The organism is Sandaracinobacter sp. T42 (assembly GCF_059115405.1).
Map to the genome: position 1 here is coordinate 2354046 of NZ_CM181101.1, position 24086 is coordinate 2378131.

General features: G+C 67.1%; 21 protein-coding genes. 12 read left to right on the forward strand and 9 right to left on the reverse strand.

The features are described 5' to 3' along the window. Positions 1-166 precede the first annotated feature (166 nt). Together ACW9TV_RS11495 and ACW9TV_RS11500 are read left to right on the forward strand one after the other, a co-directional pair. Entirely contained in the window at positions 167-2245 is a 2079-nt protein-coding gene (locus ACW9TV_RS11495; RefSeq protein ID WP_494303607.1) for a protein-disulfide reductase DsbD family protein, read from the forward strand. Between the two features lie 31 nt (positions 2246-2276). After that, the gene (locus tag ACW9TV_RS11500; protein ID WP_494303608.1) at positions 2277-2888 is read left to right on the forward strand and encodes a thioredoxin family protein; all 612 of its coding nucleotides are present in this window, start codon (positions 2277-2279) and stop codon (positions 2886-2888) included. Between the two features lie 77 nt (positions 2889-2965). Here ACW9TV_RS11500 and aspS read toward each other — a convergent pair whose 3' ends face one another. Beyond that, positions 2966-4753 carry an aspartate--tRNA ligase gene (gene aspS, locus ACW9TV_RS11505; protein WP_494305087.1) on the reverse strand — a complete coding sequence of 596 codons (1788 nt, stop codon included), beginning with the start codon at positions 4751-4753 and terminating at the stop codon, positions 2966-2968. An 80-nt stretch (positions 4754-4833) separates the two neighbouring features. On the opposite strand from aspS, the gene rnd reads away from it, so the two are divergent. Next, positions 4834-6159, forward strand: coding sequence for a ribonuclease D (gene rnd / locus ACW9TV_RS11510; protein ID WP_494303609.1), 1326 nt, complete (start codon positions 4834-4836; stop codon positions 6157-6159). On the opposite strand, the gene ACW9TV_RS11515 is transcribed toward rnd, so the two are convergent. Both ACW9TV_RS11515 and alaS read right to left on the reverse strand, forming a co-directional pair. Further along, positions 6053-7582, reverse strand: coding sequence for a Ppx/GppA phosphatase family protein (locus ACW9TV_RS11515; RefSeq protein ID WP_494303610.1), 1530 nt, complete (start codon positions 7580-7582; stop codon positions 6053-6055). The two genes, rnd and ACW9TV_RS11515, sit on opposite strands and share 107 nt — an antisense overlap. 2 nt (positions 7583-7584) lie before the next feature. Beyond that, positions 7585-10248 carry an alanine--tRNA ligase gene (gene alaS / locus ACW9TV_RS11520; RefSeq protein WP_494303611.1) on the reverse strand — a complete coding sequence of 888 codons (2664 nt, stop codon included), beginning with the start codon at positions 10246-10248 and terminating at the stop codon, positions 7585-7587. 236 nt (positions 10249-10484) lie between these two features. On the opposite strand from alaS, the gene ACW9TV_RS11525 reads away from it, so the two are divergent. Together ACW9TV_RS11525 and ACW9TV_RS11530 are read left to right on the forward strand one after the other, a co-directional pair. Next, the gene (locus ACW9TV_RS11525) at positions 10485-10949 is read left to right on the forward strand and encodes an Hsp20 family protein (protein ID WP_494303612.1); all 465 of its coding nucleotides are present in this window, start codon (positions 10485-10487) and stop codon (positions 10947-10949) included. Between the two features lie 167 nt (positions 10950-11116). Further along, entirely contained in the window at positions 11117-12172 is a 1056-nt protein-coding gene (locus ACW9TV_RS11530) for a DUF2855 family protein (protein WP_494303613.1), read from the forward strand. 3 nt (positions 12173-12175) lie between these two features. Here the strand turns inward: ACW9TV_RS11530 and ACW9TV_RS11535 are convergent, their stop codons facing one another. The 5 genes from ACW9TV_RS11535 to ACW9TV_RS11555 form a co-directional block, all read right to left on the reverse strand. Then, positions 12176-12754 (reverse strand): tetratricopeptide repeat protein, encoded by a 579-nt coding sequence (locus ACW9TV_RS11535; RefSeq protein ID WP_494303614.1) that lies wholly within the window; start codon positions 12752-12754, stop codon positions 12176-12178. A 70-nt stretch (positions 12755-12824) separates the two neighbouring features. Beyond that, on the reverse strand, positions 12825-13898 hold the full coding sequence (locus tag ACW9TV_RS11540) for a 5-(carboxyamino)imidazole ribonucleotide synthase (protein ID WP_494303615.1): 1074 nt from the start codon (positions 13896-13898) through the stop codon (positions 12825-12827). Then, a complete protein-coding gene (purE, locus tag ACW9TV_RS11545) occupies positions 13898-14353 on the reverse strand; it encodes a 5-(carboxyamino)imidazole ribonucleotide mutase (RefSeq protein ID WP_494305088.1) in 456 nt (151 codons plus the stop codon). The genes ACW9TV_RS11540 and purE overlap by 1 nt, the downstream gene beginning before the upstream one ends. Positions 14354-14433: 80 nt before the next feature. Continuing rightward, positions 14434-15117, reverse strand: a complete 684-nt coding sequence (gene gpmA, locus ACW9TV_RS11550) for a 2,3-diphosphoglycerate-dependent phosphoglycerate mutase (protein WP_494303616.1) — start codon at positions 15115-15117, stop codon at positions 14434-14436. A 14-nt stretch (positions 15118-15131) separates the two neighbouring features. Then, positions 15132-16265, reverse strand: a complete 1134-nt coding sequence (locus ACW9TV_RS11555; protein ID WP_494303617.1) for a M14 family metallopeptidase — start codon at positions 16263-16265, stop codon at positions 15132-15134. A 143-nt stretch (positions 16266-16408) separates the two neighbouring features. Between ACW9TV_RS11555 and ykgO the strand changes: the two genes are divergently transcribed. Both ykgO and ACW9TV_RS11565 read left to right on the forward strand, forming a co-directional pair. After that, positions 16409-16534 carry a type B 50S ribosomal protein L36 gene (gene ykgO, locus ACW9TV_RS11560; protein ID WP_004210176.1) on the forward strand — a complete coding sequence of 42 codons (126 nt, stop codon included), beginning with the start codon at positions 16409-16411 and terminating at the stop codon, positions 16532-16534. Positions 16535-16557: 23 nt separating this feature from the next. Beyond that, entirely contained in the window at positions 16558-17169 is a 612-nt protein-coding gene (locus ACW9TV_RS11565) for an HAD family hydrolase (protein WP_494303618.1), read from the forward strand. Here the strand turns inward: ACW9TV_RS11565 and pgi are convergent. Then, on the reverse strand, positions 17166-18689 hold the full coding sequence (gene pgi, locus ACW9TV_RS11570) for a glucose-6-phosphate isomerase (protein ID WP_494303619.1): 1524 nt from the start codon (positions 18687-18689) through the stop codon (positions 17166-17168). The two genes, ACW9TV_RS11565 and pgi, sit on opposite strands and share 4 nt — an antisense overlap. A gap of 101 nt (positions 18690-18790) precedes the next feature. Here pgi and lepB point away from each other — a divergent pair, with 101 nt between their 5' ends. From lepB to parC, 5 genes are read left to right on the forward strand one after another with little or no spacing between them, the layout of a single operon-like run. Then, on the forward strand, positions 18791-19519 hold the full coding sequence (gene lepB / locus ACW9TV_RS11575) for a signal peptidase I (protein WP_494303620.1): 729 nt from the start codon (positions 18791-18793) through the stop codon (positions 19517-19519). Next, on the forward strand, positions 19512-20180 hold the full coding sequence (rnc, locus tag ACW9TV_RS11580; RefSeq protein WP_494303621.1) for a ribonuclease III: 669 nt from the start codon (positions 19512-19514) through the stop codon (positions 20178-20180). The genes lepB and rnc overlap by 8 nt, the downstream gene beginning before the upstream one ends. Then, on the forward strand, positions 20170-21075 hold the full coding sequence (gene era, locus ACW9TV_RS11585) for a GTPase Era (protein WP_494303622.1): 906 nt from the start codon (positions 20170-20172) through the stop codon (positions 21073-21075). The genes rnc and era overlap by 11 nt, the downstream gene beginning before the upstream one ends. A gap of 15 nt (positions 21076-21090) precedes the next feature. Next, positions 21091-21822, forward strand: coding sequence for a DNA repair protein RecO (recO, locus tag ACW9TV_RS11590; protein WP_494303623.1), 732 nt, complete (start codon positions 21091-21093; stop codon positions 21820-21822). 10 nt (positions 21823-21832) lie between these two features. Continuing rightward, entirely contained in the window at positions 21833-24073 is a 2241-nt protein-coding gene (gene parC / locus ACW9TV_RS11595) for a DNA topoisomerase IV subunit A (protein WP_494303624.1), read from the forward strand. Positions 24074-24086 lie beyond the last annotated feature (13 nt).

Consider the following 24086-nt stretch of genomic DNA (forward strand, 5'->3'; position numbering starts at 1 on the left):
CAGCCAGCGCCCAGCGCCGGCAGGCGGATTCGCCGCAAGATTGTCGAAACAGGAAAAGGCGGGGTTCATCCCCGCCTTTTTCTTTGCCGTCCTGAAGCCGGGGCTTCATTCTGTCGGCAAACGCACCCCTTCCCCCGCTACGCCCGCTCCCTTAAAACAGGCGGCGATGCTTTCACGCCTGATCCTGGCTCTCGCCGCCCTCGTCGCTGCCCCGGCCCTTGCCGCCAGCAGCGCCCAGCTTGAAAATACCCGTGTCGAACTGGTCAGCGAGGTCGGGGCCCCGGCGCCCGGCCAGCGCTTCACCATCGGCCTGGTGATGAAGCCGAAACCGGGCTGGCACACCTATTGGGAAAATCCGGGCGATAGCGGCATGCCCACGCGCGCCGATTGGCGGCTGCCGAAGGGCGTCACCGTATCCGGCTTCCGATATCCGGTGCCGGAAACCTATATCGTCGCCGGGCTGATGAACCATGTCTATGGCGAGGAAAACATGCTTCTCGCCGACGTCACCGTGCCACAGGGCGCGTCGGGCGACCTGCCACTGAAGGCACGGATCGACTGGCTGGTGTGCGACGACAAGATCTGCATTCCCGAAGGCGCCGATCTGGCCCTGAACCTGCCGGTCGGCGACGGGGCGGCCGATCCGGCGCAGAAGGCCCGCTTCGATGCCGCCCGCAGCGCCCTTCCCCGCCAGCTTGCCGAACCCGCCAGCTTCCGGACGGAAGGCGGGCGTATCCGCCTGTCCGTCCCCTTCGCGGATACAGGCTCCGTCACTGCCGCGCACTTCTTCGCCAGCGGGGACGACAGCTTCCTGTTCGCTGCACCACAGGTCGTCAGCCGGACATCGACAGCCCTCATCATCGAGGGCGAAGCCGTTCCCGGCTCCCGGCCGTCCGCCGTTCCGGGCCTGTTGCGCATCGAACGCGACGGAGAGGTGATGGGCCTCACGCTGACGGCACAGCCGGGCGAGGTCCCCGTGGGTCAGCCGCTTGCCGGCGCAGCCGCCAAAAGCGGCGGCATGGCCGCTTTCTGGCCGGCGCTGGGCCTCGCCATCCTCGGCGGGCTCATCCTGAACCTGATGCCCTGCGTCTTTCCGATCCTCAGCCTGAAGGCGCTCAGCCTCGCACGGGCTGGCGAATCGGCTGCCCACGCCCGGTCGGAAGGCGTCGCCTACACGGCGGGCGTGGTGCTGGTCACGTCGCTGCTCGGCCTGGCCGCCATCGGCATCGCGGCTGCGGGCCAGGGCGCCGGATGGGCCTTCCAGCTGCAGGATCCGCGCGTGGTTCTGGTGCTGATGCTGCTGACGCTTGCGATCGGCCTCAACTTCGCCGGCCTCTATGAAGTGGATCTCGGCGCGGCGAACATCGGATCTGGTCTGGCATTGAAACCGGGCGCGAAGGGCGCCTTCTTCACCGGGGCGCTTGCGGCCTTCGTGGCGACGCCCTGTACCGGGCCCTTCATGGCCGGCGCGTTGGGGGCCGCCCTGCTGCTGCCGCCTGTCGCGGGGCTGGCCGTGTTCGCCGGGCTGGGCTTCGGGCTGGCGCTTCCCTTCCTCGCCATCGGCTTCATTCCGGCGCTGCGTCGCCGTCTGCCGAAACCGGGGCCCTGGATGGACAGCTTCCGTCGCATCCTCGCCGTCCCCATGTTCCTGACCGCGCTTGCGCTGGCCTGGGTACTGGGGCGGCAGGCCGGGCACAACGCCCTGATGATGGGCCTCTCCTTCGCGCTCGCATTGTCGGTGCTGCTGTGGATCCTGGGGCTGCGGCAGCGCAGGCAGGCCTCGATCGTCGTCACGATCTCGCTGGCTGCGCTGATCGCCCTGCTGTCGCCGATCGCGCTGGCCCGTGTTCCGGCGGAACAGGATCCCCTCACCCGCGAACCCGGTCCGTCGGGCCTGTCCGCCACACCCTTCACGCCCGAGGCCATCGCAAAGGCCCAGGCGGACCGGCGCGCCACCTTCCTCTACTTCACGGCGGACTGGTGCCTGACCTGCAAGGTCAACGAAAAGGGCGCGCTGTCGGATCCCGCCGTCGCAAAGGCCTTCGCCGATGCCGGCATCCAGGTCATGGTCGGGGACTGGACCCGGCCGGATCCCGCCATCGCCCGTTTCCTGGAACAGCGCGGCCGCGCCGGCATTCCGCTCTACCTCTTCTACGATACGAATGGGCAGGTCACGGAACTTCCGCAGATCCTGACCGTCGATACGCTGACATCGCTTGCAAGCCCGCGTTCATCCGCCGGCTGACATGTTGCGCCTGACCATGAAGGAGACAATCATGACGAAGCCCCTGTTCGCAGCAGTTGCCCCGATTGCGTTCCTCGGTGTCCTGGCCGCCCCCGCATGGGCGAACGCCGTCGTCGGCCAGCCCGCACCGGCCTTCACGGCAACCGATTCGAACGGACGCAACGTCAGCCTCTCGGATTTCAAGGGCAAGCCGGTGGTGCTGGAATGGACCAACCCGGAATGCCCCTTCGTGCAGAAATATTATTCCGGCGGCGACATGCAGAAGCTTCAGGCCGAAGCCCGCAAGGGCGGCGCCGTCTGGCTGACGATCAACTCCGGCGCGCCCGGCAAACAGGGCCATCTCAGCGGGGAACAGGCCAACGCCAAGATCCGCCAGCAGGGCTTCCAGTCCAGCGCCTATCTTCTGGATCCGGATGGCGCCGTGGGCCGTGCCTATGGCGCACGGACCACGCCGCACATGTTCGTGATCGCGCCCGATGGCACGCTGGCCTATGCCGGCGGGATCGACAGCATCCCCAGCGCCAACCCGGCCGATATCGCCAGGGCCGAACCGCTGGTGAAACTGGCTCTGGCGGATGTGAAGGCCGGAAAGCCGGTCGCCACGCCCACCAGCCGGCCTTACGGCTGCTCGGTCAAATACTGATCGCCCGCGGCCGGCTGTTCCGCTTGCCCTAACCCGGCGGGGCGCATCGCGCCCTGCCGGGGCAGGCTTCCCACCCTTTATGCGGGCTTGCGCGGCTGGATGTGCAGTTCGCGCAGCTGCTTTTCCGTCACGGCCGAAGGCGCGTTCATCATCAGATCCTCGGCCTTCTGGTTCAGCGGGAACAGCGTGACTTCGCGGATGTTCGGTTCGTCCGCGATCAGCATCACGATCCGGTCCACGCCCGGCGCGGAACCGCCGTGCGGCGGCGCCCCATATTTGAAGGCGTTGATCATCCCGGGGAAGTTCGTGTCCACCTGATCCCGCGTGTAGCCGGCGATTTCGAACGCCTTGTACATGATTTCGGGCTTGTGGTTCCGGATCGCACCGGAAGACAGCTCCACCCCGTTGCAGACGATGTCATACTGATAGGCCAAGATTTCCAGCGGATCCTTCGTCTCCAGCGCCGCCATCTCGCCCTGCGGCATGGAGAAGGGGTTGTGGGAAAAGTCGATCTTTCCGGTTTCCTCGTCCGCCTCGAACATCGGGAAATCGACGATCCAGCAGAAGCGGAAGGCGCCCTGCTCGATCAGCCCCAGCTGTTCCCCCACGCGGGTGCGGGCAAACCCGGCCAGCTTGGCCGCGGCAAGTTCCTTGCCTGCCGCGAAGAACAGCCCGTCGTCCGGCCCCAGGCCCAGCTGGGCATAGATGGCTTCCATGCCTTCGGTGCCATGGTTCTTGGCGATCGGGCCGCCGAATTCGCCGCCCTTGCGCGTCACATAGCCAAGGCCCGCATGGCCTTCGCTGCGCGCCCATTCGTTCATGTCATCGAAGAACTTGCGGCTCTTGTCCGCCGTGTTCGGCGCCGGAATGGCCCGCACCACGCCGCCTGACCCCACGATCTTCTCGAACAGGCCGAAGCCGGATTGCTTGAAATGATCCGACACATCCTGAATAATCAACGGGTTGCGCAGATCAGGCTTGTCGTTGCCGTATTTCAGCATGGATTCGCGATAGGGGATGCGCGGGAATGCGCCTTCCGTCACGGCCCAGGGCGTCTCCCGGCCCCAGCCGGCAAACTCGCGGAACACGCCCGCCAGCACCGGCTCGATCGCCTGGAACACATCCTCCTGCGTCACGAAACTCATCTCGAAATCGAGCTGGTAGAACTCGCCGGGGGACCGATCCGCCCGCGCATCCTCGTCGCGGAAACAGGGCGCGATCTGGAAATAGCGGTCGAATCCGGCCACCATCAGCAGCTGCTTGAACATCTGCGGCGCCTGCGGAAGCGCATAGAATTTGCCCGGATGCAGGCGGCTGGGCACCAGGAAGTCGCGCGCGCCCTCGGGGCTGGAGGCCGTCAGGATCGGTGTCTGATATTCGGTGAATCCTTGCGCCTGCATGCGCTGGCGAAGGCTGGAAATCACCTTCGAACGCAGCACGATGTTCCTGTGCAGACGCTCCCGCCTCAGATCCAGGAAGCGGTAGCGCAGGCGGATGTCCTCGGGATACTCCGCCTCGCCGGCCACCGGCAGCGGCAGTTCGGCCGCCTCGGATTGCACCGAAACCCCGCGCACCCGCACTTCGATGGCGCCGGTCGGCAGGTTCGGGTTCACCGTGCCCTCGCTGCGCGCCACCACTTCGCCGTCGATGGTCACCACGGATTCCAGCCGCAGCCGGTCCAGTGTTTCCAGGAAGGGGGATCCGGCCGCAACCACAAGCTGGGTCAAGCCATGATGGTCGCGCAGATCGATGAACAGCACGCCGCCATGGTCGCGCTTGCGGTGGATCCAGCCGGACAGCCGGACGGTCTGGCCGACATGCGCGGCCGTCAGCTCGGCGCAATGGTGGGTACGATAGGCGTGAATTTCGGTCGTGCTCATGGGCGGGGGGTCAAGGCCAAGGCCACCCTTTTGTCAAGCACGCATCCAGAAGCTATCGGGCATCCATGCAAATTCATCCGCTTGTCACAGACAGTGAAACACTCGCCCGGCTCGTCGCCCGGTTGCAGCAGCATGACGTCGTCTGCGTCGATACCGAATTCATGCGGGAAAACACCTATTATCCAGAGCTTTGCCTGATCCAGCTGGCATCGCCGGAAGATGCGTTCGCGATCGATCCGCTCGCCGAAGGGCTGGATCTCGCGCCCTTTTTCGCGCTTCTGGCAAACGAATCGATCCTGAAGGTGCTGCACGCCGGCGGCCAGGACATCGAGATTTTCATGAATCTAACCGGAAAAGTGCCCTTTCCGCTGTTCGACACCCAGATTGCCGCGATGGCCATGGGGATGGGCGAACAGGTCAGCTACGCCAACCTCGTCGCCCATTTCACCGGCCAGCAGATCGACAAGGGCGCCCGCTTCACGGACTGGGCCCGACGCCCCCTGTCTGACCGGCAGATTCACTATGCCATCGGCGACGTCACCTATCTCTCCCAGCTGTTTCCCAGGATGCTCGCCCGCCTGCGCAAAACCGGCCGCGGGGCGTGGCTGGACGAGGAGATGGCCCGTCTGTCGGACCCCTCGAACTATGTGGTGAACCCGGACAACGCCTGGCAACGTCTGAAGCTTCCGAACCGCAAGCCTGAGGTGCTGGGGCGGCTGAAGGCGCTGGCCCGCTGGCGCGAGCTGGAGGCCCGCGACAAGAATGTTCCGCGCGGCCGCATCGTCAAGGACGAGACGCTCGCCGATCTGGCCGCGGCGCCACCTGCTGCCCAAGCCGATCTCGGCAAGGTGCGCGGCCTTTCCACCAGCTGGACAACCAACGCCATCGGCCAGCGGATGCTGGCGGCCATCGCCGCCGCCGAACCCCTGCCGGAATCGGAAATGCCGCCCCGGGAAAACCGCCCCGGCCTCTCGACGGACGCGTCCCTGATCGCGGATCTGCTGAAACTGCTGCTCAAGATCCGTGCCAAGGAAAACGGCGTCGCCCCGAAGCTCGTCGCCCGTTCCGACGAGATGGAGGCGCTGGCCGCCGGCGTGCGCGAAGGCCTGCCCATCCTCGAAGGCTGGCGCCGCCAGCAGTTCGGGGAAGACGCGCTGGCACTGGTGGAAGGCCGGCTGGGCTTTTCGGTGCGCAACGGCAAGCTCAGGATGCAGCCGCTGATTTTGGCTTCCGATGATGAAGCCGATGCGGCCGACGCCGCGGCCGATGCAGCCGAAGCCGGTTTCAGCGAAGCCGAAGCGCCGGTTCCAGCCCCACTGCCTGCGCCAGAAGGCGATGCCGCCGCAGAACGGAATCGGCGTAGAGCGCCTCGGCGGCGCGCGGCAGGCTGAGGATCAGCGCCCCGCCCTCGCGGAGAAGGGCGGCATTCTCAAGCCCGTCGGCCGCTCCGCCGCCCAGCCTCTGCCCCAGCCGCAGCGCAAGGCCCCACTGGCGCGCCAGCGCCAGCTGATCCGGCGTTGCCAACTGCGACAGCACTGCCGTTCCCTCGCCCGGCATGGCACCGCCGTTCACCACCCACAGCGCAGCCGCAAGCATCGCGCGCTCCGCCGCGTCGATCCCCACCCAGGTACCGTGCAGCGCCAGATCCATGCCGTCTTCCGCGCGCATGTCCGGGTGGGCACGCCAGGCCGTATCGGCCAGCAGGCAGGCCGCATGGCGGATGCGCCGCAGATTGGGGGCTTCCTGCGGGAACAGCGTGTCGGTGAAGGTCAGCAACGCCTCGCCCACATCGGCATCGCTGCCGTCGGAAAAGCGGCCCATGCGATCGGCGGCCTCCCGCGCGGCAGACAGCAGCGGATCCTGCCGCCGCGCAGCCGGCGACAGCGCCTGAAACAGCAGCCCCTCGCGCAGGCCATAAGCGGAACTGACGATGCAGGAACTGCCAAGCCGCTTGGTCACCGCCCGCAGCATCGCGGCCGCGCCCGGCAGCTGCGGCACCCGAGAGGATGAAATGGATGGAACATCCTTCAGGGATTTCAGAGAGATATGGGCCAGTGTCCGCACCAGTCGTTCAGGCGCATCGGCAGGCATACGGTGCTGGTGCGTCACCGGCAGCGGCCAATCTGTCTGGTGCATGTACAACTGGGTCAGCGCCCGCCAGCTGCCGCCCACGGCATAGAAGGGCTTGCCCTTCCCCAGGGCGGCCCACCCCAGCCCCTTCAGGCCCTCGTCGATCTGGCCGACAAGCTCACGCCGGCCCTTTTTGCGGAACGCATCCAGCCGCAGCGACCCCAGCGGCAGCGACACGCGCTCATGCACCTCGCCGCCTGCGATCCGCACCAGTTCCAGCGAACCGCCACCCAGATCGCCGACAACGCCGTCGGCATCGGGGATGCCGGCGATCACGCCATAGGCCGCGCCGCGCGCCTCGGTTTCGCCGTCGATGATGTCCACCTCGATCCCGGTCCGTTCCGCGATCCGCGCCACAAAGGCGGGGCCGTTCGCGGCATCCCGCACGGCGGCGGTTGCAACGGCCCGCAGGCTGTCGACCCCCATCGAATCGCACAGCAGGGAAAAACGCGCCAGCGCCGCCAGCGCCACGTCCATGGATTCGTCCGAAAGCCGCCCGCCCGCGCTCAGGCCCTTGCCCAGCCCGGCCATCACCTTCTCGTTGAACAGCACGGCCGGCGTGCGCGTCAGCCCCTTGTAGACGACAAGGCGGACAGAATTCGAACCGATGTCAATGATCGCGATCCGGGGGCTTGCGTGGGCCACAAGGGATGCCTCGCCAGGCGGGACCGCGACCGTCGCCATGGTCAGGCCGCGACCGCCTGACGGATCGCGGCCTTCACCGCTTCAATCGCGTCGGCCGCCCTTGCGGCCTCCGGGCCGCCGCCCTGCGCCATGTCGGGCCGGCCGCCGCCGCCCTGCCCGCCCAGCGCCGCCACGCCCGCGCGCACCAGATCGACAGCGTTGGCCTTGCCCGCCAGATCGGCAGACACCGAAACCGCGATGGAGGCCCGCCCGTCCCGCGTGGCGACGATTGCGAACACGCCCGATCCGTGGCGCTGCTTTTCCTCGTCCAGCAGGCCGCGCAGTTCCTTCGGATCCAGATCGTCGATCACCCGGCCCAGGAAGGGCACATCGCCCAGTTGCTCCGGCGCAACTTCGGCGGCCTGCCCCGGTCCGGCCAGCGCCAGCGCCTTCTTCGCGTCGGCCAGTTCGCGCTCCAGCTTCTTCACGGTGTCGGCCAGCGCCGCCACGCGCTCGGGCACATCCTCCACCCGCGCCTTCACACTCGCGGCTGTCGCCTTCAGCAGATTTTCCTGGGTCACCAGATGCTTCAGCGCCTCGATGCCCGTCAGCGCCTCGATCCGCCGCACGCCGGACGAAACCGCGCTTTCCGATACGATGCGGAACAGCGCAATGTCGCCCGTGGCGTTCACATGCGTGCCGCCGCACAGTTCCACGGAATAGCTGCGGCCCGCTTCGCCCGCGCGGCCCATGGAAAGCACGCGCACCTCGTCGCCATATTTCTCGCCGAACAGCGCCAGCGCACCTGCCTCGATCGCGGCATCCGGCGTCATCAGCCGCGTGCCGACCGGAAGGTTCGCGCGGATCTCGGCATTCACCTCGGCCTCGACTGCCGCGATCTCCTCCGCCGTCATCGGCTTCTGGTGCGAAAAGTCGAAGCGCAGCCTGTCCGGCGCGACCAGCGAGCCCTTCTGGCTGACATGCCCGCCCAGCACCCGGCGCAGCGCTGCATGCATCAGGTGTGTCGCCGAATGGTTGGCCTTCACGGCCGCGCGCCGCTCGGCATCGACCTTCAGCTGCACGGCGTCGCCCACTTTCAGCAGGCCCGAAACCAGCCGACCCGAATGGGCATGCAGCTTGCCAAGCGGCTTCTGCGTGTCCGTCACTTCGAACCGCGCATCGCCCAGCGAAATCACGCCGGTGTCGCCCACCTGCCCGCCGCTTTCGGCATAAAATGGCGTCTGGTTGGTCAGGATCACCAGTTCGTCGCCGGCATGGGCCTCGGAAACCTCCGTCCCGTCCTTCACAAGCGCCACGATCGCACCTTCCGCGCCGGTCGTCGAATAGCCGATGAAATCCGTCGCCCCCAGCTTCTCGGCCAGATCGAACCACAGGCTGTCGGTGGCGTTCGCGCCGCTGCCCGCCCAGGCCGCCCGCGCACGCGCCTTCTGCTCGGCCATGCTGGCGTCGAAGCCGGCCCGGTCCACGCCCAGGCCCTGCGCCTTCAGCGCATCCTCGGTCAGGTCATAGGGGAAGCCATAGGTATCATACAGGCGGAAGGCGACATCGCCCGGCAGCACCGCGCCCGGCTTCAGCCCTGCGGTCGCATCGTCCAGCAGTTTCAGCCCGTTCTGCAGCGTCTGGCGGAAACGGGTCTCCTCAAGCTTCAGCGTTTCCGCGATCAGCGCCTGCGCCCTGACCAGTTCCGGGTAAGCCCCGCCCATCGTGCTCACCAGCGCCGGCACCAGCCGATGCATCAGCGGCTCGCTCGCACCCAGCAGATGCGCATGGCGCATGGCCCGGCGCATGATCCGCCGCAGCACATAGCCACGACCCTCGTTCGCGGGCAGAACGCCATCCGCCACCAGGAAGCCGGCGGACCGCAGATGGTCCGCGATCACCCGGTGGGAAGCACGGGTGTTCACCGCGTCCGTCGGGGTCTTCGTCAGCGCGGCGGATTCGCCGATCAGCTGCCTGAAGATATCGATCTCGAAATTGTCGTGCGTGCCCTGCAGCACGGCGGCGATGCGCTCCAGCCCCATGCCGGTATCGATGGAAGGCCTGGGCAGGTTCAGCCGGGTTCCGTCCGGCTGCTGGTCGAACTGCATGAACACCAGATTCCACACTTCCACGAAGCGGTCGCCATCCTCGTCGGGGGAACCGGGGGGGCCGCCGGGAATGTGCGGTCCATGATCATAGAAGATCTCGGAACAGGGGCCGCAGGGGCCCGTATCGCCCATGGACCAGAAATTGTCGGCTGTGGGGATGCGGATGATCCGCTCCTCGGGCAGCCCTGCGATCTTCTTCCACAGGCCGAACGCCTCGTCGTCCGTGTGATACACGGTCACCGTCAGCTTGTCCTTCGGAAGGCCCCAGGTGCCCGTCAGCAGATCCCACGCCAGCGTGATCGCCTCCGCCTTGAAATAATCGCCGAAGGAAAAATTCCCCAGCATTTCAAAGAAGGTATGGTGGCGCGCTGTATAGCCCACATTGTCCAGATCGTTGTGCTTGCCGCCCGCCCGCACGCACTTCTGGCTGGATGTCGCGGTCGTGTAGGGGCGCGTTTCCAGCCCCGTGAACACATTCTTGAACGGCACCATGCCGGCGTTCACGAACATCAGCGTCGGGTCGTTCTGCGGCACCAGCGGCGCGGATGGCACCAGCGCATGACCATTCTTGGCAAAATGGTCGAGGAAGGATGCCCGGATGTCGGCAGTCGATGTCATGGCTCTCGCTATTCCGTGATACGCGGGCCGCAGGCCCTGTCCCTGTCTCAGGCGCCCATTAGGGGGCGGCATGGCAGCCGCGCAAGTGCAGCGCTGTCCCACCCCCCTTGAAACCCCTGTTCCCTATCCCAGATTCCGGTTCGTGGACAGCGGCAGCCTCCGGGGGCCGCGCCCCACGACGGCCCGGCCAACCGGCGGGCCAGAACAGGACCATTGCTTTGAAAGGATGGAAATCCATGCGTACGAACTTCGATTTCGCCCCCCTGCTCCGCTCGTCCATCGGCTTTGAGAACCTCAACCGCCTGATCGACAGCGTGGCCCGCGCCGCCGAGACGGATACCAGCTTCCCGCCCTACAACATCGAGAAGCTGGGCGACGATGCCTATCGGATCACCATGGCGGTCGCCGGCTTTACGCGTCAGGAACTGGACATCACCGTTCAGGAAAACACGCTGGTCGTCACTGGCAAGGCTGCGGATGAAGTGCAGCCGGCCGAACGCACCTTCCTGCATCGCGGCATCGCCAAGCGCGCGTTCGAACGCCGCTTCCAGCTGGCCGATGTGATCAAGGTCACCGGCGCCTCGTTCGAGAACGGGCTGCTGAACATCGATCTCAAGCGCGAAGTGCCCGAGCACAAGAAACCCCGCAAGGTAGAGATCGGCGCGAACGACACGGCCATGATCGACGGCGAAGCCGCCTGATCGCCTCCGGCGGTCTGCAATCGAAGGGGCCGGGAAACCGGCCCCTTCTTCAATTGCGGCAACCTGTTTCCACCACATTCCCCCCGGCCGTCCCTTTTCAATCAGGGGGGTGCAGTTTCCGCCAGTTCGGATAGCCTCTCCGGATCGAGGAGAGGGAGTTCGTCGACATGCGTGGCTATTCCATCGAAGTCAGCCGGTCCGATCTTGCGGATCACCATCAAATCCCGCTGGACCTTGCCGCGGCCGAAGATGAGATCATCGCCCGCGTCGATCTCGCCGCGCTCACATCCAACAACATCACCTATGCCGTGCACGGCGGTGCCCCGCTCCACTACTGGAACTTCTTCCCGGCCTCAGCGCCTGATCGCGGCATCGTGCCGGTGTGGGGCTATGGCACCGTGATCCAGAGCCGGGCGGCAGGCGTCGATGAAGGCCTGCGCCTGTTCGGCTACTGGCCCTCCGCCACGCATCTGAAGCTCAGGCCCGGCCCGGTAAAGGCAGGCGGGTTTTCGGATATCGCCGATCACCGGCAGTCGCTCGCGCCGGTCTACAACAGCTATCGGCCCACCCCGCATGTGCCCGCGCAGGCGGAACCGCTGGTGGCCCTGTTCCAGCCGCTCTACGGGACCGGCTTCGTGCTGGCCCACAGCCTTGCCGCCGATGTCGCGGCCGGGCGGCAGATCCTCCTCACCAGCGCCTCTTCGAAGACCGCGCTGGCGACCGCCTGGAACCTGAAACGGGCCGGCCACGGCACCATCGGACTCACCTCCGCCGCCAACAGGGCCTTCGTGGAACGGACAGGATTCTACGGCCGGGTCCTCGCCTATGACGAGCTTGAGTCGCTCGACGCGGCTGCGCCTGCGGTTCTGGTCGATTTTTCCGGCAACGCCCGGCTGAAGGCGCGGCTGCATCGCCACCTGAAGGGCCTGTCCGCCAGCCACATCGTCGGCGACACCAACTGGAACGAAACCGCAGACGAGCCGCTGGAAGGCCCGCAGCCCGCCCTGTTCTTCGCCCCCGCCCACTGGGAAGCCCGCGCCCGGCAGATCGGCCCGCAGGCGTTCGATGCCGAACTGGCGCAGAGCATGGCCGATTTCCTCGCCACCACCCCCGGCTGGCTGCACGTCGAAAGCAGCAGCGGCCCGGCAGGTTATGCCGACAGCTTCAACCGGCTGCTGGCAAACAAGGTCCGGCCGGATCAGGGGCTGATCTGGCGGCCCTGAAACCTACCCCCGCGCCGTCTTGCGCCGCTCCACGGAAAAGCGCTTCAGCTGCTCCGCCGGTTCCTTCCAATCCGGGGCCAGCGCGGCGGCGGCGGCATAATCCTCATAGGCCTCGCGCACATTGCCCAGCATCTCGTGCGCGACGGCGCGGGTATAAAGCGCCACTTCCGGCTTGTCGGGCTTCATTTCCAGCGCACGCGTCAGGGAATCGATGGCCGCCTGATCCTGCCCGCCCCGGTGCAGCAGCGCGATGCCCAGATTCACATGCGCCTCAGCCAGCCCCGGATCCAGGGCGATGGCGGATCGATAATCCGCCACGGCGTTTTCCAGATCGCGCGCCTGCATGTGGATGATGCCCCGGTTCACCAGTGTCGCCGCCCGGTCGCGCCGGGTCAGCGAATCAAGATCCAGCGCACGTGAACAGACATCCAGGCTGGCCCGGGTCTCCCGCTTGAATTCGGCCGCCAGATAACAGTCCCGCCCGGCCGAATTTCCGCCCAGGATTGTGGCGGCGGCGTTTGCCGGGCTTGCGGCAGCCAGAAGGGCGGCGACCGGCAGCCCGCTCCAGAGCATCTTGGTCATGGATCGATCCTCCCACGATCTTTCTGCCGGGGGAGAATATCATATCCGCGCATCGCCGCCAGAGCGGAGACTAGGGCTGCTGCAACAGGTGCGTCACATGGCCCATCTTGCGCCCGGGCACGGGGTCGCGCTTGCCATAAAGATGCAGGTGCGCCGTCGGGTCGGCCAGGATCCGCCCCCATTCGGCCGAACTGTCCCCCAGCAGGTTGCGCATCTCGACCAGCGGCGCCGTCAGCCCCACCGGCCCCAGCGGCAGGCCGCACACGGCGCGGATATGCTGTTCGAACTGCGATGTCTGCGCACCCTCGATCGTCCAGTGCCCGCTGTTGTGCACCCGGGGCGCCATCTCGTTGAAGACAGGCCCTGTTTCGGTCGCGAAAAACTCACAGGCCAGCACGCCCACATAATCCAGCGCATCGGCGATCCTGACGACCAGTGCCGTCGCCGCATCCAGATGCCCCGGATCGATCCCCTGCGCCGGAACCGTGGTGCGCGACAGGATGCCGCCCTCATGCACGTTCAGGCACGCCGGATAATGCGCTTCCCGCCCGCGTGGGCAACGGGCGACCAGGATGGAAAATTCGGCGGCGAACCGCACGAACCCTTCCAGGATCAGGCCCCGTCCGCCAACGGCGGCGAATGCGGCGGCCGCCTTGTCCGCCGAACCGATCCTGGCCTGCCCCTTGCCGTCATAGCCGAAGCGGCGCGTCTTCAGGATCGCGGGCGTCCCCAGCTCCGCCAGGCCCGCCTCCAGATCGGCCAGAGTCTCGACGGCGCGATAAGGCGCCGTCCGGCCGCCCAGCGCCTCCACGAACCGCTTTTCCGAAAGCCGGTCCTGCGCAACATCCAGCGCGGCATGGCCTGGCCGAACCGGCTTCAGCGCCTCCAGGAAGGCGACGCTGGCCGAAGGCACATTCTCGAATTCGTAGGTGATCACATCGCAAGCAGCGGCAAAGCGCGCCAGCGCGGCCTCGTCGGAATAGTCCGCGCGTGTTTCCGCTGCCGCCACGTCGGACGCCACCGATTCCCCGTCCGGCGCGAACACATGCACCCGATAGCCCAACGGTGCTGCCGCCAGCGCCAGCATCCGGCCCAGCTGGCCGCCGCCCAGGATCCCGATGGTCGCGCCCGGCAGGATCGCCATCAGAGAGGGGAATCCGCCACCGCGTCGGTCTGCGCCTGCCGCCACGCCCTCAGGCGGGCGGCAAGATCCGGATCGGTGATCGCCAGGATGGAGGCCGCAAGCAGCCCCGCGTTGATCGCCCCGGCCTTGCCGATCGCCAGCGTTCCCACGGGAATCCCCGCCGGCATCTGCACGATGGACAGCAGCGAATCCTGCCCCGACAGCGCAGCAGACTGAACCGGCACGCCCAGCACGGGCAGATGCGTCAGGCTGGCGACCATGCCGGGCAGATGGGCCGCGCCCCCGGCCCCGGCGACGATCAGCTTCAATCCCCGGTCCGCCGCGCTTTCGGCATAGGCCACCATCCGGCGCGGCGTCCGGTGCGCCGACACGATCTTCACCTCGTGCGGAACCTGCAGCGCCTCAAGCGTTTCGGCGGCATGGCGCATCGTCTCCCAGTCCGACGCGCTGCCCATGATGATCCCAACCAAAGCCGTCACAAGCCCATCCCCGGCAAAAAACGCGCCCTACGGGCGCTGCATCGGCTTGGCAAGCCTCAGAGCGGCAGGAAGCGCCGGTCCGTCGCCTTCAGCCCGGCGTCCAGCGTATAGAGGATCGGCACGCCCGTCGGGATCTCGAACGCCACGATGTCGGCGTCCGAAATGCCGGACAGATGCTTCACCAGCGCCCGCAGCGAATTGCCGTGCGCGGCGATCACCACCCGCTTCCCCGCCTTCAGCTCGGGCACGACCAGCTCGTCGAAGGCTGGCAGCACGCGGGCGATGGTGTCTTTCAGGCTTTCCGTCGCCGGAATGGGAATTCCCGCATAGCGCCGGTCGGTGGAAACATCGAATTCGCTGCCCTTTTCCTGCACCGGCGGCGGAACGTCGAAGCTGCGCCGCCAGATCTTCACCTGCGCGTCGCCGTGCTTCACCGCCGTCTCGGCCTTATCCAGCCCGGTCAGCCCGCCATAATGCCGCTCGTTGAAGCGCCAGTCCTTCGTCACGGGCAGCCACAGCCGTCCCATTTCCTCCAGTACCAGGTTCAGCGTCTTGATCGCCCGGGTCTGCACGCTGGTAAAGGCCACATCGAAATCGAACCCGCCCGCCTTCAGTGCGGCGCCGGCCGCCTTCGCCTCGGCAACCCCCTTCTCGGTCAGGTTCACGTCCCACCAGCCGGTGAAGCGGTTTTCCAGATTCCACGCCGACTGGCCGTGGCGGATAAGCACGAGCTGAGCCATTTCAAACCCTTGTGTCAAAGATCTTCGAGAATGTCCGCCAGCGCAGACAGGCAGGAACGCCCCAGGTGCCGGCTGCGCGCCGGCGACCAGCCGACCGCGGGATCCGGCAGATCAGCCGAATCCTTGAACGGCATCTCCAGCGTGGCGGACACACAGCCGAACCGGTGCGCCAGCTGGTTGGTGGACATCGTCAAGTTCGCCTTGCCGGGCGGCGTCACGGGGTAGCCGATCCGCGTCTGGAATTCCGGATTGTGTCGGCACAGGGCGGATTTGTACCGTTCCAGCAGGTCCAGTTGCTGGCTCGTCACGCCGGGCACGCCTTCGAAGCCGGCGATGAAATTGTGCGGCAGGGCCTCGTCGCCATGCACGTCCAGCGCGAAATCAACGCCCGTCGCATCCATTGCGTTTCGCACGCACAGCACTTCGGGCGACCTGTCCGGGGTGGGGGCGGCCCACTCCCGGTTCAGATTGGCCCCGGCCGCATTCGTCCTCAGATAGCCGCGAAACGCGCCGTCCGGGTTCATGTTGGGAACGATATGGAACCGCGCCTTCGCCCGCAGCGTCCGCGCCAACGGAGAGGCAGGGTCCGTCAGTTCCTCCAGCGCACCTTCCATCCACCATTCGGCCATCGTCTCGCCGGGATGCTGGCGGGCATACAGCCAGATCTGCTTCGTGCCCTCGCCCAGCTCCAGGCAGTCGATCGGCCGCCCGTCCAGCGAATGCCCCAGCACGCGGGCCGAAACGCCCGGCTGCGTCGCCATCCGCGCGATCAGGTCCAGATGCCGCTCGTTCGAATAGGGCGCGAAATAGGCCACCCACAGCAGATCGCTCTCCGGCGTAACCCGGATGGTCAGGGTGCCCTCGGCCTCGCCCGCATTATAGCTTGTCTCGGCCTGCACCCATGTTTGCCGGTCTGCCGAGATCCGGGCCTGATAATCCGGCCAGCCGCCCGGATAGGCGGATTTCTCGAGCCCGGTGATGTCCAGCGTCAGCGGCACACCCTTCGCGCCGGCCACGCGGAAGTGGAACCACTGGAAGAACTCGCCGCCGGCGTCCGCCTGGATCGCCAGCGCAAAATGATGCGGGCCGGGCTGGCCCAGCACGCGGATGTTGCCCGAATCGAAGGCGCTGGAAATGGTGATCGCCATGGGACAAACCGCCTAGCAGCGCGCCGACATGCTTGCCAACCGCCCGTCTCGGCGAAGGCCGTGGCAAGATCCCCCCCTGATTGACTTTCCCCCGCCCGCCCCTTATGCGCGCCGCTCAATTTCGAATCCCCCGGGGAAGCATCATGAAGATCCGCAACAGCCTCAAGTCGCTCAAGGGGCGGCACCGTGACAATCGTGTGATCCGCCGTCGCGGCCGCACCTATGTCATCAACAAGACGAACCGCCGCTTCAAGGCCCGCCAGGGCTGAAGCCCGCGCAACGGTCGAAGATCGTGCCGCGTCCCGGCGCCGTCGTCTGGGACGTCGGGCACGTCCTCTATGATTGGGATCCCCGCTTCCTCTACGCGAAGCTGATCCCGGATCCTGATCGGCTGGACTGGTTCCTGTCGAACGTCGTCACGCGCGCCTGGCATTTCCAGCATGATGCGGGGCGACCATTCGCGGAAACCTCCGCCGAACTGATGGCCGAACATCCGGATGTCGCGGATCTGATCGCGGCCTACGGTCCGCGATGGCTGGAAACAATCCCCGGGCCCATTCCCGGAACCCATGATCTGGTCCGGGCGCTGGCCACTGGCGGCGTACCGCAATATGGCATCACCAATTTCTCCGCCGAATTCTGGGACCGGTTCCGTCCCACCGCGCCACTGTTCGATCTGTTCCGCGACATCGTCGTGTCCGGCCACGAACGGCTGGTGAAGCCCGATCCCGCCATCTACGCCCTTGCGCGCAGCCGTTTCGGCCTCGGCGACGGAGAGGCGATCTTCATCGACGACAATGCCGCCAATGTGGAAGCCGCCCGCAACGCCGGCTGGCTGGCGCATCATTTCACGGGGGCAGAGGCATTGGCCGCAGAGCTCGGCTCGCTCGGCTTCCCGCTCTAAAGGCCGGCGGCCTTCATCAGCGCTTCGGTCGAAGGGTCGAACCCGCCCGTCTCCCCGGCCGACAGCCGGTTCGCCACCTGCTTGCCCAGCTCCACGCCCCACTGGTCGAAGGGGTTGATCCCCATCATCATGGCCGCACTGAATGTCCGCGCCTCATAGAAGGCCAGCAGCGCACCCAGCCGGTCGGGCGTCAGCCGGTCGATCAGGATCGTCGCGGATCCGCGATTGCCCGGAAAGCCCTTCGCCCGCGCCAGCGCCACATCCCCCTTCGCCTCGGCCAGCGCTTCGGCGTCCGTCCGCCCCTTCAGCAGCGCCGCGCCCTGTGCGAAGCAGTTCGCCAGCAGCAGCCGGTGATGAACCGGGTCCAGGTCATGGCCCGGGGTCGCCACCGCCACGAATTCGATCGGATCGGCGTGGGTTCCCTGATGCAGCAGCTGGAATACCGCATGCTGCGCATCCGTGCCCGTTCCGCCCCAGCTGATCGCGGCGGTCGGGAACGGCAGCGGCGTACCGTCTCGCGCCACGGACTTGCCGTTCGATTCCATTTCCAGCTGCTGCAGATAGGACGGCAGCAGCCGCAGCCGCTCGTCATAGGCGAAGATGGCGCGGGTCGGCTTCTTCAGGAAACAGGCCTGCCACACGTCGGCCATGGCCGCCAGCACCGGCGCGTTCATCGCCAGCGGCGTATCCAGGAAGTGCCGGTCCATTGCCGCCGCCCCATCCAGCAGCGCCTCAAATGCGGCGGGCCCGCAGCGGATCGCCAGCGGCAGGCCCACGGCGGACCACAGGGAATAACGCCCGCCCACCGATTCCGCGAACGGCAGCACCTCGGTGATCCCATGCGCCTTCGCCTTGTCCGGCGCGGCCGTCACGGCCACCACCCGACGAACCGGATCGGCCACGTCATGGCCTGCCAGCCAGTCCAGCGCGGATTTCAGGTTGGTCAGCGTTTCCTGTGTCGTGAAGGTCTTGGAAACCGCGATCAGCAGGGTTTCGGCCGGGTCGCAGGCGTCGAACGCCCGGGCCAGGGCGGCGCCGTCGATATTGGCCGCCACATGCACCTCCGGCCCGTCGGCGCCGGTGCCCAGCGCATCGACCAGCAGTTGCGGCCCCAGCGCGGATCCGCCGATCCCGATATGGATGATGTGCCGCACGGGGCCCAGCGCCCCTGCCCGGATGCGGGCGGCGGTGTCCAGCAGCGCGGCCTGTTCACCCCGCCTGGCCGGATCGCGCAGCGCCATGTGGGTCGCGGCACGGCCTTCCGATCCGTTCACCACCTCGCCGGCGGCCATCTTTCGCCGCCAGTCCGGCAGGTCGGCGTCAGCCGCCAACGCGGCCAGCGCCTGCAGATGCGCCAGCGTCAGCGGCAGCTTGGAAAAGTCGAAGCGGATGCCCTCGACCACGGGCGCCATCACCTCCAGCCGGCGCGGTTCGGCCTCGAACAGGCCGGCGATGGAAGGGGCCGGCGCGGCGGACAGGGCGGACAGGACGGCCCATGCGTCAGTCTGATGAGGCAGCATGGCCCCATTCACTAGACGAAACAAGCGCCTCGCGCGACTCCGTGCGAATGCCCGGCGTCCGGACTTGACACTCTGTTGCATGGTCTCCACGCCAGCCCGCCATGGACAGTGCAGACGCCATCGAAGCCGCGCGCACCCGGCACATCACCGGCAGCCGGCGGCTGGCCATCTGGCTGATGCCGTTGCTGAAGCTGGCGGGGGGCGCGCTGCTGCTGGCGCTTCTTGTGCGCACGCTGCTTGTCCAGCCGTTCGCGATCCCCTCCGGTTCGATGGCGCCTACCCTTATGGCCGGCGATTTCGTGCTGGTGGACAAGCGCGCCTATGGCTGGTCCCTGGCATCGCTGCCGCTTGCGCCCGGCTCCGTTCTGGCCCCGGATGAAGATTTCCGCCTCTTCGGGCGGGATATCCCCCATGGCGACGTGATTGCATTTGTCGGCCCCGACGGCCGGGACTATGTAAAGCGCGTGATCGCGCGGGGGGGAGAAGTGGTGGAACTGCGACAGGGCCTGGTGCTGCTGAACGGCCGGCCGCTGCCCTGCCCGCCCGAAGCCCCCGGCCTTTGCCGCGAAGGGATGGCGGATGGCCGCGCCCATGTCGTGCAGGGAAAAGCAGACGGCCCCCATGCAAACTATGGCCCGGCCCTCGTGCCTGCGGGTCATCTGTTCGTCCTTGGGGACAACCGCGGACGCAGCGCCGACAGCCGCGTCCGGCCCGAGGACGGCGGCCTGGGCTTCGTGCCCGAAGCCCGGGTGATCGGCCGTGCATCGCGCATCTTCCTGTCCTATGATCAGGGCGTGCGCTGGAACCGGATCGGAACAAGCATTGACTGACCGGCTTTCGGCATGGGCCGACAGCGCCCTTGGCGCCCCCTTCCACGACAAGGCCCTTCTGCACAGCGCACTCACCCACAAGAGCGTGGGCGCCGACAATTACGAACGGCTCGAATTTCTGGGCGATCGCGTTCTCGGCGCCGTGATCGCGGACTGGCTCTACACCCAGTTTCCCACGGAACCCGAAGGCAAGCTGACCCGCCGCTTCCACCACCTCGTCAGCCGGGAGGTCTGCGCCCGCGTCGCCCGCAGCATCGGCATCCCCGAAGTGGTGAAGCTGGGGCAGCAGGCCCGTGCAGACGGTGGCTCCAACAGCGACAACATCCTGGGCGATGTGATGGAGGCGCTGATCGGCGCGGTCTATCTCGATCGCGGCGTCAACGACGCGCGCGACATGATCCGTCGCCTGTGGGCCTCCGAAGTCAGCACGGCAGCGGACGCGCCCAAGCACCCCAAGATGCGGCTGCAGGAATGGGCGGCGGCGCAGAATCTGAAACTCCCCGTCTACACGCTGCTCGGCCGCAGCGGCCCGCATCATTCGCCCCGCTTCCGGGTCGAGCTTGCGATTCCGGGCCTGCCCCCGGTCGAGGCGGAGGGCAGCTCCAAGCAGGATGCCGAAACGGCAGCCGCCCGCAACTTCCTGGAAACCCATGCCCGATAATCCCACCACCCGCTGCGGCGTGATCGCGCTGATCGGCGCGCCGAACGCCGGCAAGTCCACCCTCGTCAACGCGCTGGTCGGCCAGAAGGTCGCCATCGTCAGCCCCAAGGTGCAGACAACGCGCGTCCGCCTCACCGGCGTCGCGCTGGAAGGTGATGCCCAGTTGCTGCTGGTGGATACGCCCGGCGTATTCCAGCCGCGCCGGCGGCTGGATCGCGCCATGGTGCAGAACGCATGGGAAGGCGTGGCCGACGCCGATGTGCTGCTCGCCATCGTCGATGCGAAGGCCGGCCTCCGGGAAGAGGTGCGCGCCGTGCTGGAAACGGTCGCCCAACGCCCCGAACCGCGCTGGCTGGTGCTGAACAAGGTGGACCAGGCAGACAAGGCAAGGCTGCTGGCGCTGGTCGCCGAAGCCAATGCGCTCGCCCCCTTTGCCGAAACCTTCATGATCTCGGCCCTCACCGGGGATGGCGTGGCCGATCTGAAGCGCGCGCTCGCCGCCGCCGTGCCGCAGGGCCCCTGGCTGTTCCCGGAAGACCAGCTGTCGGATGCGCCCGCCCGCATGATGTCGGCTGAGCTGGTGCGCGAGCAGCTATTCCTTCAGCTGGGGCAGGAACTCCCCTATTCCACCGCCGTCGTGATCGAGAAGTTCGAGGAAAAGGCCGACGGCTCGGCCGCGGTCCACGCCCAGATCCTCGTCGAGCGTGACAGCCAGAAGGCCATCGTGGTGGGGGCGCGGGGATCGCGGGTGAAGGCGATCGGCGAAGCCGCCCGCAAGGAAATGACCGAGCTTCTGGGCCGCCCTGTCCACCTGTTCCTGCATGTGAAGGTGAAGCCGGGCTGGGCCGACGACCGCCACACCTGGCGCGACCTCGGCATGGACTGGGTGGACTGAGGCCGGACGGATCGGATGTCCGGCTTCGAGGATGAAGCCCTCGTCCTCACGGCCCTTCCGCATGGCGAGAATGGCGCCGTCGTCCGCTTCCTGACAATGCGGGGCGGCCTGCGCGCCGGCTATGTGCCGGGCGCGCGCGGCAAGGCCCGCCGCGCCCTGCTCCACCCCGGCAACCGTGTCGCCCTGTCGCTGCGCACACGCGCCGAAGGGCAGCTGCCCGGCGCCTCGGCCGAACTGATCGAAAGCCGCGCGCTCCTGGCCTTCCGCCCACAGGCCGCCGCCATGCTGGCCTGGCTGTGCGAACTCACGGCAACGGCCCTGTCAGAGGCCGTGCCCCACCCGCGCCTTGCTGCCGCGTTCGATGCCCTGCTGTCGGGTCTCGCCGCCGACATGGACCCAACCGCCGCCCGCGCCTTGCTTGCCCGATACGAGCTGCTGCTGCTGGAAGAGGAAGGCTTCGGCCTGGATCTGTCGGCCTGCGCGCTGGGCGGGGCCGCATCCGATCTCGCCTTCGTCAGCCCGCGAAGCGGCCGCGCCGTCAGCCGTCAAAGGTCCACGGGCCAGCCCTGGGCGGCCCGCCTGCTGCCGCTGCCCGCATTCCTCCTCTCGGGCGACCCCGCCACCGAGGAAGAGGCCCGGCAGGCCCTGTCCCTGTCCGGCCATTTCCTGGCGCAGCACTGGCGGATCGGCGAAAGCCGCGAAGCAATGCGCCGCAGGGCCATTGGCAGCGCGCGCGCGCCCCTCTAAACCCCACGGCATGACCGAAACTGCCGAGCCCGGAATCATCGAGACACCTTTCGATGCGGCTCTCTCCGAACGTTATCTCGTCTATGCGCTCAGCACCATCACGGCGCGCTCGCTGCCCGATGTGCGGGATGGCCTGAAGCCCGTCCACCGCCGCCTGCTCTGGGCGATGCGGCTGCTGAAGCTCGATCCGGCCTCCGCGCCCAAGAAATGCGCCCGCGTGGTGGGCGACGTGATCGGCAAATACCACCCGCATGGCGACACGGCCGTCTATGATGCGATGGTGCGCCTCGCGCAGGATTTCGCCCTTCGCTACCCGCTGGTCGAAGGCCAGGGCAATTTCGGCAACATCGATGGCGATAACGCCGCCGCCATGCGCTACACGGAGGCCCGGCTGACCCGCGCCGCCATCCTGCTGATGGAGGGCGTGGACGATGAAACCGTGCCCTTCCGCCCCACCTACAATGGCGAGGAGGAAGAGCCCGAGGTGTTCCCGGCCGCCTTCCCGCACCTGCTGGCGAACGGCGCCACGGGGATCGCGGTGGGCATGGCCACCAGCATCCCGCCCCACAATGTGGCCGAGATCGCAGCCGCCGCCACCCTCCTCATCGACGAACCCGCCACCAATCTTGCGGATCTGATGGCGCTGATGCCCGGCCCGGACTTCCCCACCGGCGGTGTCATCGTGGAACCCCGCGAAAGCCTGATCGAGGCTTATGCGACCGGGCGCGGCGCCGTCCGTCTGCGCGCCCGCTGGACGCAGGAGGATCTGGGCCGCGGCACCTGGGCCATCGTGATCAGCGAAATCCCCTGGGGGGTGCAGAAGTCCCGGCTGATAGAACAGATCGCCCAGCTGATCGCCGACAAGAAGCTGCCGATCCTCGAAGACGTCCGCGACGAAAGCGACGCCCACATCCGCCTGGTGCTGGAGCCGAAATCGCGCAACGTCGATCCGACCCAGCTGATGGAAAGCCTGTTCCGGCTGACGGATCTCGAAACCCGCATCTCCATCAACCTCAACGTGCTGATGCCTGATCGCACGCCGCGCGTGCTGGGCCTTCGCGCCCTGCTGCAGGCTTGGCTCGATCACCGGCAGGATGTGCTGGTCAAGGCCAGCCGCCACCGCCTCGCCGAAATCGCGGACAGGCTGGAACTGCTGGCGGGCTACATCATCGCCTATCTCGATCTGGATGAAGTGATCCGCATCATCCGCACGGAGGATGAGCCAAAGCCGGTCCTGATGGCGGCCTTCAAGCTGACGGAACGACAGGCCGAGGCCATCCTGAACATGCGACTTCGATCCCTGCGCAGGCTCGAGGAAATGGAACTCCGGCGCGAGCAGGAAAAGCTCAGCGCCGAACAGGCCGAACTTGATGCGCTGGTCAATTCCACCGCCCGCCAGCGCACCGCGCTGAAACGGCAGCTCGCGCAGTTGATGAAGGATTATGGCCGGGACACGCCGCTGGGCCATCGCCGCAGCATTTTCGCCAATGCGCCGCAGGCCGTCGCCCTCAGCCGCGAAGCCATGATCGAGCGCGAACCGCTCACCATCATCCTGTCCCAGCGCAACTGGATCCGCGCCCAGAAGGGCCATGTCGATCTCGCCGCCCTGGATGGCCTGAAGTTCAAGGAAGGCGACGGCCTCGCCCGTGCCTTCCATGCCGAAACGACCGACAGGATCCTGATCGCCGCGTCCGGCGGCCGCTTCTTTACCCTGCTCGCCAACGATCTGCCCGGCGGGCGCGGCTTCGGGGAGCCCATCACCCTGATGGTCGATTTCCCGCAGGGCGAGGACGTGATCGCCGCCTTCCCCGCGAAGCCGGGGCTGAAACTACTGCTCGCCGCATCCGACGGGCGCGGCTTCCTCGCCAGGGCAGAGGAACTTCTGGCCGAAACCCGCAAGGGCCGCCAGGTGATGAACCTGAAGGACAAGGCCCGGTTCACCCACATCCGCCCCGTCGGCGAAGGCCACACCCATGTCGCCATCATCGGGGAAAACCGCAAGCTGCTGATCTTCCCGCTGGAAGGCCTGCCGGAAATGACGCGCGGTCAAGGCGTTGCGCTTCAGAAGTACAAGGACGGCGGTCTTTCGGATCTCATCACGCTGAACCCGGCGGAAGGTCTTTCCTGGAAATTGCAGGGGGATTCAGGCCGCATCCGCACCGAAACCGATCTCACCCCATGGCTGGGCAACCGCGCCGCCGCGGGCCGCCTGCCGCCACAGGGCTTTCCGAAGGACAATCGTTTCCAATAGGGTCGTCAAGGGG